At 74.5% G+C, this 9,534-nt stretch carries 6 protein-coding genes; 3 read left to right on the top strand and 3 right to left on the bottom strand.

The window, feature by feature from the left end; all coding sequences use genetic code 11:
• Nucleotides 1-202: 202 nt before the first annotated feature.
• The 3 genes from AB0I10_RS32895 to AB0I10_RS32885 all read right to left on the bottom strand — a co-directional run bounded on the left by AB0I10_RS32895 (nucleotide 203) and on the right by AB0I10_RS32885 (nucleotide 2,285).
• The gene (locus tag AB0I10_RS32895; protein WP_363156336.1) at nucleotides 203-511 is read right to left on the bottom strand and encodes an AzlD domain-containing protein; all 309 of its coding nucleotides are present in this window, start codon (nucleotides 509-511) and stop codon (nucleotides 203-205) included.
• Nucleotides 508-1,269 (bottom strand): AzlC family ABC transporter permease, encoded by a 762-nt coding sequence (locus tag AB0I10_RS32890; RefSeq protein ID WP_363156335.1) that lies wholly within the window; start codon nucleotides 1,267-1,269, stop codon nucleotides 508-510. The genes AB0I10_RS32895 and AB0I10_RS32890 overlap by 4 nt, the downstream gene beginning before the upstream one ends.
• Nucleotides 1,270-1,379: 110 nt before the next feature.
• On the bottom strand, nucleotides 1,380-2,285 hold the full coding sequence (locus AB0I10_RS32885) for an AraC family transcriptional regulator (RefSeq protein WP_363156334.1): 906 nt from the start codon (nucleotides 2,283-2,285) through the stop codon (nucleotides 1,380-1,382).
• 157 nt (nucleotides 2,286-2,442) lie between these two features.
• On the opposite strand from AB0I10_RS32885, the gene AB0I10_RS32880 reads away from it, so the two are divergent.
• From AB0I10_RS32880 to AB0I10_RS32870, 3 genes are all read left to right on the top strand, one after another.
• Nucleotides 2,443-7,236: a DEAD/DEAH box helicase gene (locus AB0I10_RS32880; RefSeq protein WP_363156333.1), complete on the top strand. Its 4,794-nt coding sequence runs from the start codon at nucleotides 2,443-2,445 to the stop codon at nucleotides 7,234-7,236.
• A 322-nt stretch (nucleotides 7,237-7,558) separates the two neighbouring features.
• Nucleotides 7,559-8,383: a DNA-formamidopyrimidine glycosylase family protein gene (locus AB0I10_RS32875; RefSeq protein ID WP_363156332.1), complete on the top strand. Its 825-nt coding sequence runs from the start codon at nucleotides 7,559-7,561 to the stop codon at nucleotides 8,381-8,383.
• Between the two features lie 60 nt (nucleotides 8,384-8,443).
• A complete protein-coding gene (locus tag AB0I10_RS32870) occupies nucleotides 8,444-9,220 on the top strand; it encodes an SDR family NAD(P)-dependent oxidoreductase (RefSeq protein WP_363156331.1) in 777 nt (258 codons plus the stop codon).
• Nucleotides 9,221-9,534 lie beyond the last annotated feature (314 nt).

Raw genomic sequence — 9,534 nt, 5'->3', positions numbered from 1 at the left:
AAGCCGTCCGGCCTGGGCGCGCAGGCCCGCTTCGGTGCGTCCGGACAGGGTCAGGGGAACGGGGGCGGGGGTGGGTTCGGGGGTGGGGGGGGTGCCGGTGCCGGTGCCGGTGCCGGTGGGGACGATGCCGCTGGTTGCGGGGGTGCCGGGGCCTGGGTGCGGGGCCCATGGGCACGAGGCCCAGGCCCCGGCCAGTGGGCGATCACCCTCCCAGGGCCCGCACCCCCGCGGTCACGATCACCGCGACGCCGACGACCAGGAGGAACGGCGCCCGCAGGACGAGCGCGACCACGGCGGCGGCCACGCCCGCGGCCTTCGCGTCGAGCAGCAGGTGCTGACCGTCGCTGAACGTCTGCTGGGCGGTGAGCGCGGCCAGCAGGGCCACCGGGAGCAGCGCCGCCAGCCGCTTGACGAGCGGGCGCTCCAGGAGGCCGGCGGGCGCCGACAGGCCGAGGTATTTGACCAGGTAGCAGCCGACGGCAGTGACGCCGATCGCGATCCAGACGCTCATGACTGGTCCTCCTCGACGGCGCCGCGTGTCCCCTGGCCGCGCTCCCGACGCCCCTGCACGAACAGGACGGCGGGTGCGGCCAGCGCCGACAGCAGCACCGGTACGCCGGTGGGGAGCACCGGCATCGTCACCATGAGCAGCACCACCGCGAGACCGGCCGCCGCCCGCTCGACGGTGGTCCTGAGCATCGGCGCGAGCAGCGCCAGGAAGACGGCGGGGTTGGCCGCGTCCAGGCCCCAGGCGTTGGTGTCGCCGAGCGCCTCGGCCCCCAGTGCCCCGCCGAGAGTGGTGAGGTTCCACAGGGCGTAGAGGGTCAGGCCGGTGACGGTGAATCCCAGCCGGGCGCTGTGTCGGCTGGGCTGGGCCAGGGCGACGGCCGAGGTTTCGTCGATGACCCAGTGGGCGGCGAACGGTTTGACGGCCGCCCGGTAGCCGAGGAGCGCGGACAGCCGCATCCCGTAGAAGGCGTTGCGGGCCCCAAGGAAGAACGCCCCGGCCGCGGCGGTGAGCGGGTTACCGCCGGCGGCGAGCGCGCCGACGAGGGCGAACTGCGAGGCCCCGGTGAAGACCAGCAGGCTGAGCGCGCAGGTCTGTACGAGGCTCAGGCCAGCTCCGGCCGAGGTCACGCCGAAGGCGAAGCCGGAGAGGCCGACGGCGATGCCGACGCCGAGGGCGTCCCTGATGACGGCGGAGTCGGGTTTTGCCGGTCCCGGCGGCGCGGCCGGCTCCGTGGTGCGTATCTCTGTCTGTTCTGCCACGCCCTGGACCTTAGAAGGGGGCGTCCCCAGCGGTCTTGTACGTTATTGCGCCGCCTGCGCTCCCGGGGCCGTCCGCCTTCTGCCACCGCCGCCGCGCGCCTCTGGGCCGCCTACGTGCGCGCCCCGCCCAGCTGCTCCGCGCGCTCCCTGCGGTATGCGCCCGGTGGTACCCCGACGATCCGGGTGAAGTGCCGGTTCAGGTGCGGCTGGTCGGTGAAGCCGACGGCTACGGCCGTGTCCGCGGGCGCGCCGCCCGCCTCCAGGAGGCGGCGGGCACGCCGTACCCGGGCGTCGGTGAGCCAGGTGTGCGGCGGCATGCCGTACGCGTCCTTGAAGGCCCGCAGCAGCGCGAACGGGCTGGTCCCGAGCTCCTGCGCCAGCTTCTCCAGAGAGGGCGGGTCGGTCATCCGCTCCGTCAGGACGGCCTTGGCGCGGGCGGCGGCGAGGGCGCCCGCCGTACGGGGTGTGCGGGCCGGGAGCGGGCCTCCGTACCGGCGCAGCAGCCGGGCGACGACGATCCGCAGGAGGCTGTCGGCGGCGAGGGCGTTACCCGCCTCGGCGGCCCGGTGAACCTCTGTGATCATGCGGCCGAGGTGCGGGTCCTCGGCGACGGTCGCGGAGAATCCGGCGGTGCCGCGCAGGGCGCTGGTCTCCCCGGCGATCTCGGCGACGAGGTCGGCCGACGGGTAGAGCGTGGCGTAGGCCCAGCCCTCGGGGGCGCCGGCCCGCGCGGTGTGCGCAACCTCTGGATTGATCATGACGAGGCCGCCGTGCCCGGCCCGGACGACGCCTTCCCGGAGCCCGACCTCCTCGATCCCGTCGGTGACCGCGCAGACGACATAGCCGTCGTGGGCGTGGCGGGGGAAGTGGTGCCGGACGTAGCGGGCGCGCAGCAGGTCGAGGCCGGGCAGCTCGGCGTAGCGCCAGTGGCGCGCCCACTCGCCGCGCGCCCGCGGTGCGGCGGCGCCGGGCCCGCCGTCCGCGGCCGTGCCGTCGTCCCCGCCGCCCGTGATCATGCCTCCATTCTGCGCTTGCGCGGCAACCGGCGGCCCGCTCGTCCGCACCGTGGACGGGGCGGCACGGTCGTGCGCGGATGGGGCACGGCTGCCGTCGGCGCCGCCCGCTCACCGCTCCCGCGCCGCGTTGTCAGTGGCACGGTGCACGATGGGGGACATGGCCAAGTCAGCGCTCGATTCGTTCTCTCCCGCGACCCGCGGTTGGTTCGCCGGGGCGTTCAGCGCGCCCACCGCGGCGCAGGAGGGCGCCTGGCGGGCGATCGGCGCGGGGGCCGACGTTCTCGTGGTGGCGCCGACGGGTTCCGGCAAGACCCTCGCCGCGTTCCTCGCGTCGTTGGACGCGCTGGCGAGCCGGCCGGCGCCCGTCGAGCCGAAGAAGCGCTGCCGGGTGCTGTACGTCTCGCCGCTGAAGGCCCTCGCCGTCGATGTCGAGCGCAATCTGCGCAGTCCGCTGACGGGCATCCGTCAGGAGTCGGTCCGGCTCGGTCTGCCGGAGCCGGACATCAAGGTGGGCATCCGCTCCGGCGACACCCCGCCCGCCGAGCGCCGCTCGATCGCCAACCGCCCGCCGGACATCCTCATCACGACCCCCGAGTCGCTGTTCCTGATGCTGACGTCCTCGGCCCGGGAGGCGCTCGCGGGCGTCGAGACGGTCATCCTGGACGAGGTGCACGCCGTCGCCGGTACGAAGCGCGGCGCGCATCTGGCGCTTTCCCTGGAGCGGCTGGACGAGCTGCTCGACCGCCCGGCCCGCCGGATCGGCCTGTCGGCGACGGTGCGCCCGGTGGAGGAGGTGGCCCGCTATCTGTCGCCGCAGCGCCGGGTGGAGATCGTCCAGCCGCCGTCCGGCAAGCGCTTCGACCTGTCGGTGGTCGTCCCGGTGGAGGACATGGGCGAGCTGGGCGGGTCCCCCGTCCAGGAGGGCTATACGGGCGAGAAGCCGTCCATCTGGCCCCAGGTCGAGGAGAAGATCGCCGATCTCGTCCAGGCACATCGCTCCACGATCGTCTTCGCCAACTCCCGCCGTCTGGCCGAGCGGCTCTGCAACCGTCTCAACGAGATCGCCTACGAGCGCTCCACAGGTGAGGCGCTGCCCGAGCACCACTCCCCGGCGCAGCTGATGGCCGAGGCCGGTGCCGCCAAGGGCGCGCCGGCGCTGCTGGCCCGCGCTCACCACGGTTCGGTCTCCAAAGAGCAACGCGCCCAGGTGGAGGAGGACTTGAAGGCGGGTCGGCTGCCGGCCGTGGTCGCCACGTCCAGCCTGGAGCTCGGCATCGACATGGGCGCGGTCGATCTCGTGGTCCAGGTCGAGTCGCCGCCGTCGGTGGCCTCCGGGTTGCAGCGGGTGGGCCGGGCCGGGCATCAGGTCGGCGCGGTGTCGACGGGCATCGTCTTCCCCAAGTACCGCGGCGATCTGGTGCAGGCCGCCGTGGTCACCGAACGGATGCGTTCCGGCGCCATCGAGTCGCTGCGGGTGCCCGCCAATCCGCTGGATGTGCTCGCCCAGCAGATCGTGGCGATGGCCGCGATGGACACCTGGGACGTCGAGGAGCTGCTGGCCGTGGTCCGCCGGGCGGCCCCGTTCGCCGCGCTCCCCGAGTCGGCGTTCACCGCCGTGCTGGACATGCTCGCCGGCCGCTATCCGTCCGACGCCTTCGCCGAGCTGCGCCCGCGCGTCGTTTGGGACCGCATCGCCCGGACGGTGACGGGCCGCCCCGGGGCCCAGCGGCTGGCCGTCACCTCCGGGGGCACGATCCCCGACCGCGGCCTGTTCGGGGTCTTCCTGGCGGGCGGCGACTCCGGCAAGGGCGGCGGGCGCCGGGTGGGAGAGCTGGACGAGGAGATGGTCTACGAATCCCGCGTCGGCGATGTCTTCACCCTCGGTACGACGTCCTGGCGCATCGAGGACATCACCCGCGACCGGGTGCTGGTCACCCCCGCCCCCGGGGTCCCCGGCCGGCTGCCCTTCTGGAAGGGCGACCAGCTCGGCCGCCCCCTCGAACTGGGCCGCGCGCTCGGCGCGTTCCTCCGCGAGATCGGCTCCCTCACCCCCGAGGATGCCGGGGCCCGGCTGTCCGCCGCCGGCCTCGACGCCTGGGCGGCCGCCAATGTCCTCGGCTATCTCGCCGAGCAGAAGCAGGCCTGCGGCCATGTCCCGGACGACCGCACGATCGTCGTCGAGCGGTTCCGCGACGAGCTCGGCGACTGGCGGGTGGTCATCCACTCCCCCTTCGGCGCACAGGTGCACGCCCCCTGGGCGCTCGCCCTCGGCGCCCGCCTCGCCGAGCGCTACGGCATGGACGCCCAGGTGATGCACGCCGACGACGGCATCGTGCTGCGGCTGCCCGACGCCGACCTGATGGGCCTCGACTTCCTCGACAGCGACGGCGGCAGTGACGGTTTCGGGGCCGGCCCGGCCGCCGGCCCCGGTGCCCAGGGCGCGGAGTACGACCCCGAGCAGTCCCCCGTCGGAGCCGCGGATGTCGCCTTCGACCACGGCGACGTCGACCAGCTCGTCACGGACCAGGTCGGCGGTTCCGCTCTCTTCGCCTCCCGCTTCCGCGAATGCGCCGCCCGCGCCCTGCTGCTGCCGCGGCGTAGCCCCGGCAAGCGCACCCCACTGTGGCAGCAGCGTCAGCGAGCGTCCCAACTCCTCCAGGTGGCAAGCGAGTTCGGCTCCTTCCCGATCGTTCTGGAAGCCGTCCGCGAATGCCTCCAGGACGTCTTCGACGTACCGGGCCTGACGGAGCTGATGGGCGACATCGAGGCCCGCCGGGTCCGCCTCGTGGAGGTCACGACGCCCGAGCCGTCCCCGTTCGCCCGCTCCCTGCTGTTCGGCTATGTCGCCCAGTTCCTCTACGAGGGCGATTCCCCGCTCGCCGAGCGCCGGGCCGCCGCCCTGTCCCTGGACTCCCGGCTGCTCGCCGAGCTGCTGGGCCAGGCCGAGCTGCGCGAGCTGCTGGACGCGGAGGTGCTGGCCGAGCTGGAGCGCGAGCTCCAGTGGCTGACCGACGACCGCCGCGCCAAGGACGCCGAGGGCGTCGCCGATCTGCTGCGGCTGCTCGGGCCGCTGACCGACGCCGAGCTGGCCGAGCGCGGCGCGGATCCGGCGTGGCCCAGGGAGCTCGCCGCCGCCCGCCGCGCGATCACGGTACGGATCGCCGGCGCCGACCACTGGGCCGCCATCGAGGACGCGGGCCGGCTCCGGGACGCCCTGGGTACGGCCCTGCCGGTCGGCGTCCCCGAGTCGTTCACCGAACCGGTCAAGGATCCGCTCGGCGACCTGCTCTCCCGGTTCGCCCGCACCCACGGCCCGTTCACCTCCGAGCAGGCCGCCGCCCGCTTCGGCCTCGGCGCCGCGGTCACGGACGGCGCGTTGCACCGCCTCGCCGCCGCCGGCCGCGTCGTACAAGGCGAATTCCACCCCGCCGGAATCGGCCAGGAGTGGTGCGACGCCCAGGTGCTGCGCAGGCTGCGCCGCCGTTCGCTGGCCGCGCTGCGCGAGGAGCTGGAGCCGGTGCCGCCCGCCGCGCTCGCCGCCTTCCTCCCCCAGTGGCAGCACGTCACCGCCCCGCGCCCGGCGCCGGCGAGCGGAGTCCGGGCACCAGGCTCGTCACACGGCCTGCGCGGCATCGACGGCCTGGTCCGCGCCATCGAGCAGCTCCAGGGCGCACCGGTCCCCGCCTCGGCCCTGGAGAAGCTCGTACTGCCCTCCCGCGTCGGCGACTACACCCCCGCGCTCCTGGACGAACTCACCGCCACCGGCGAGGTGTTGTGGGCCGGCGCCGGCGCCCTCCCCGGCAAGGACGGCTGGCTCTCCCTCCATCTCGCCGACTCCGCGCCGCTCCTGCTCCAGCCCCCGCTCCCCCTGGAACTCACCGCCCTGCACGCATCCGTGCTGACCGCCCTCGCCCCCGGATACGGCCTGTTCTTCCGCCAGATCGCCGACCAGGTCCGGGCCACCACCCACCCCGACGCCACCGATCCGCAACTGGCCGACGCCCTCTGGGACCTGGCCTGGTCCGGGCGGCTCACCAACGACACCCTCGCCCCCCTGCGCGCCCTGCTCGGCTCGGGCCGCACGGCCGGCTCGACCGCCCACCGGGCCCGGCGCTCCGTGCCCCGGGGACGATGGGGGCACCCCGGAGGAGGACCACTCACCGCCGCCGCGGGCCGCACCGGCCGCCCCACCGCGTCCCGCTCCGGCCCGCCGACGGTCGGCGGCCGCTGGTCCCTGCTGCCCGCCCTCGAACCGGACGCCACCCACCGGGCCCACGCCCTGGCCCGTACGCTCCTGGACCGGCACGGCATCGTGACCCGCGGCGCGGTCGCCGCCGAAGGGGTCGAGGGCGGCTTCTCCGCCGCGTATCGGGTACTGGCCGTGTTCGAGGAGTCCGGACAGGCCCGCCGCGGCTATGTCGTCGAGGGGCTGGGCGCCGCCCAGTTCGCGATGGACGGCGCGGTCGACCGGCTGCGGGCGGTCAGCGGCCAGCGGGAGCGCACCGCCGATGACACCCTGCCGGACGGCGGCCCGGCGCAGTCGCGGCGCGGCGATCCGCAGCGCGCCGTCGTCCTCGCCGCCGCAGACCCGGCCAACGCCTATGGCGCCGCCCTGCCCTGGCCCGATCCGCCCGAAGGCTCGACGCACAAACCCGGCCGCAAGGCGGGCTCCCTCGTCGTCCTGGTCGACGGCGAGCTGGCTCTCTACATGGAACGCGGCGGCAAGACCCTGCTGGCCTGGCCGCTTGCCCACGCCCCGGACGGCCCGTCCGCCGACACCCGTCTCCAGGCCGCCGTGGCGGCGCTGACGGACGCGGCCCGCACGGGCGCGCTCGGCACGATAACCACCGAACGCATCAACGGCACCGCGGCACTCACCTCTCCGTACGCCCCCACCCTGGAATCCGCCGGCTTCCACCCCACTCCACGGGGCATGCGGTTGCGGGGGTGACCGCCCCTCGGAGGGGAAACGACCCTTCCCCAATGACGGGCCCCCTAAGGGGTGACGGACCGTTACGGCACGGGTGGCGGTCCCCGCCTACCCCCGGCCTGCCACCGCCGCCAGCCCCCGGCACAGCGCCTGCGGGAATGCCGGTTCCGCGCGCCGGACCGTCGCGCACCCGGCCGCCCCCGATGCAGCGATCGCGCGCCAGCCGTCCGGCCGCCGTGCGGAAGAACCACCGGGTTGGTACGGCCGCCGGAGTCGCCCGGCACCCCACCCATCCCCCAACGGACATACACCCCAGAACGCCACTCCCCGGCATGATGGTGCCATGCCCGAAGGTGACACGGTCTGGCGCCTGGCCCAGCGCCTCCACGACGCGCTGGCCGGTCAGCCCCTGACCCGCTGCGACCTGCGGGTTCCGCGACTCGCGACAGTGGATCTGACCGGCCGCACGGTGCTGGGCGTGGTCCCCCGGGGCAAGCATCTGCTCACCCGCTTCGAGGGCGGCCTCACCCTCCACTCCCATCTGCGGATGGACGGCGCCTGGAAGATCTACGCCCCGGCGGAACGCTGGCGCGGCGGCCCCGCTCACCAGATCCGGGCGATTCTCGGCACCGACCGGCACACCGCCGTCGGCTACCGCCTCCCCGTTCTCGACCTCCTGCGCACCGCCGACGAGTCCCGGGTCGTCGGCCACCTGGGCCCCGACCTCCTCGGCCCCGACTGGGACGCGGCCGAAGCGCTGCGCAGGCTGCTCGCCGCCCCCGAACGGCCCCTGGGCGAAGCCCTGCTGGACCAGCGCAATCTCGCCGGTATCGGCAATGTCTACAAGTCCGAGCTGTGCTTCCTGCTGCGCGCCTCACCCTGGCTCCCCATCGGCCATCTTTCCGCCCCGGAACGCGCCCCCGCACTCGCCAAGAAACTCCTCGAAGCCAACAAACAACGTCCCGCACGCACCACCACGCCCAGCGCGCGCCCAGATCGCCGACTGTGGGTCTACGGGCGCGCGGGACGGCCCTGTGCACGCTGCGGCACCGCCGTCCGCACCGCCGAACAAGGCTCCACGACCGACGAACGCGTCACCTACTGGTGCCCGACCTGCCAGCCCGTCCAGCCGGACCAGCCCGACCAGCCCGACCAGTCCAACCGGTAAGCAATCCCCAGCGATGTCAACAGAATTGACGCTCCATCAGATCCTCTCTACCCTCCCCCCATGCCCCTCCCCGCGTACGACCTCACCGGCCGCACCGCGATCGTCACCGGCGCGGCGAGCGGCATCGGCCGTGCCTCCGCCGCCCTCCTCGCGGAGGCCGGCGCCACCGTCCACTGCGCGGATCTCAACGACGAGGGCGCCCGGGCGACCGCCATGGCCATCACGGATTCCGGTGGCGCGGCGCACCCCCACCACCTCGACGTCAGCCGGCGCGATCAGGTGGCCGCCGTCGTCGACAACGCCCTCCAGCGCACCGGCCGTCTCGATGTGATGGCGAATATCGCCGGGATCATGCATGCCTCCGCCGTCCTGGAGACCGAGGACGCGGATCTGGACCGGGTCTGGAACACCAACTTCAAGGGCGTGCTGTACGGCTGCCAGGAGGCCGCCCGCGCCATGGTCGCCACCGGCACCCCGGGCAGCATCGTCACCATGGCCTCCGGCGCCATCGACACCGGCGCACCCGGCCTGCTCTGCTACGGCGTGACCAAGGCCGCCGTCGTACAGCTCACCAGGACCCTCGCCACCGAGGTCGGCCGGCACGGCATCCGCGTCAATGCGGTGGCGCCGGGCTGGGTCCGTACGGCGATGACCGACCGGCACACCGCCGAGGCCCAGCGGCAGGCCGAAGGCCCGATGGTCCGGATGTCTCCCCTGGGCCGGGTGGGTGAGCCCGAGGACATCGCCCACGCCGTGCTGCATCTGGCCTCGGACGCCTCATCCTTCACGACCGGCCAGATCCTCCGCCCGAACGGCGGCGTCGCCATGCCGTGGTGAGCGCCGCCCGGCCCTGCTGCAGCAGCCCTGCCCGCCCGCGTCCACCGCCCCCCTTGCCCACCCACGGAACGCAGTGCACCGGTAGCAGGCTGAGCCCCCAGCCGCCCGCCACCACAGCCCCCTCGATCACCCCCGCCGACTGCGGCCACAGCATCAGCCGGAGCACCGCCAGCCACCACAGCCCTCCGACGAGGGCCACGGCTATCCGGCGCCCGGGACCGGCCCGGGGACGTCCTCCCGAACCCGGCACGCGGCCGCCGGCGCCCCGCCGGAGCGGGCCGCGGGCCACCATGTCGTGCCACGCCATTGCTGCC

The sequence above is a fragment of the Streptomyces sp. NPDC050636 genome (assembly GCF_040654775.1).
Classification (GTDB): domain Bacteria; phylum Actinomycetota; class Actinomycetes; order Streptomycetales; family Streptomycetaceae; genus Streptomyces.
This window is presented reverse-complemented; position numbering and strand designations above follow the sequence as displayed.

What these genes read in the sequence shown, in the direction of transcription:
- AB0I10_RS32880 (WP_363156333.1), top strand. Translation starts at nt 2,443, where the DNA reads ATGGCCAAGTCAGCGCTCGATTCGTTCTCTCCCGCGACCCGCGGTTGG.
- AB0I10_RS32870 (WP_363156331.1), top strand. Translation starts at nt 8,444, where the DNA reads ATGCCCCTCCCCGCGTACGACCTCACCGGCCGCACCGCGATCGTCACC.
- AB0I10_RS32875 (WP_363156332.1), top strand. Translation starts at nt 7,559, where the DNA reads ATGCCCGAAGGTGACACGGTCTGGCGCCTGGCCCAGCGCCTCCACGAC.
- AB0I10_RS32895 (WP_363156336.1), bottom strand. Translation starts at nt 511, where the DNA reads ATGAGCGTCTGGATCGCGATCGGCGTCACTGCCGTCGGCTGCTACCTG.
- AB0I10_RS32885 (WP_363156334.1), bottom strand. Translation starts at nt 2,285, where the DNA reads ATGATCACGGGCGGCGGGGACGACGGCACGGCCGCGGACGGCGGGCCC.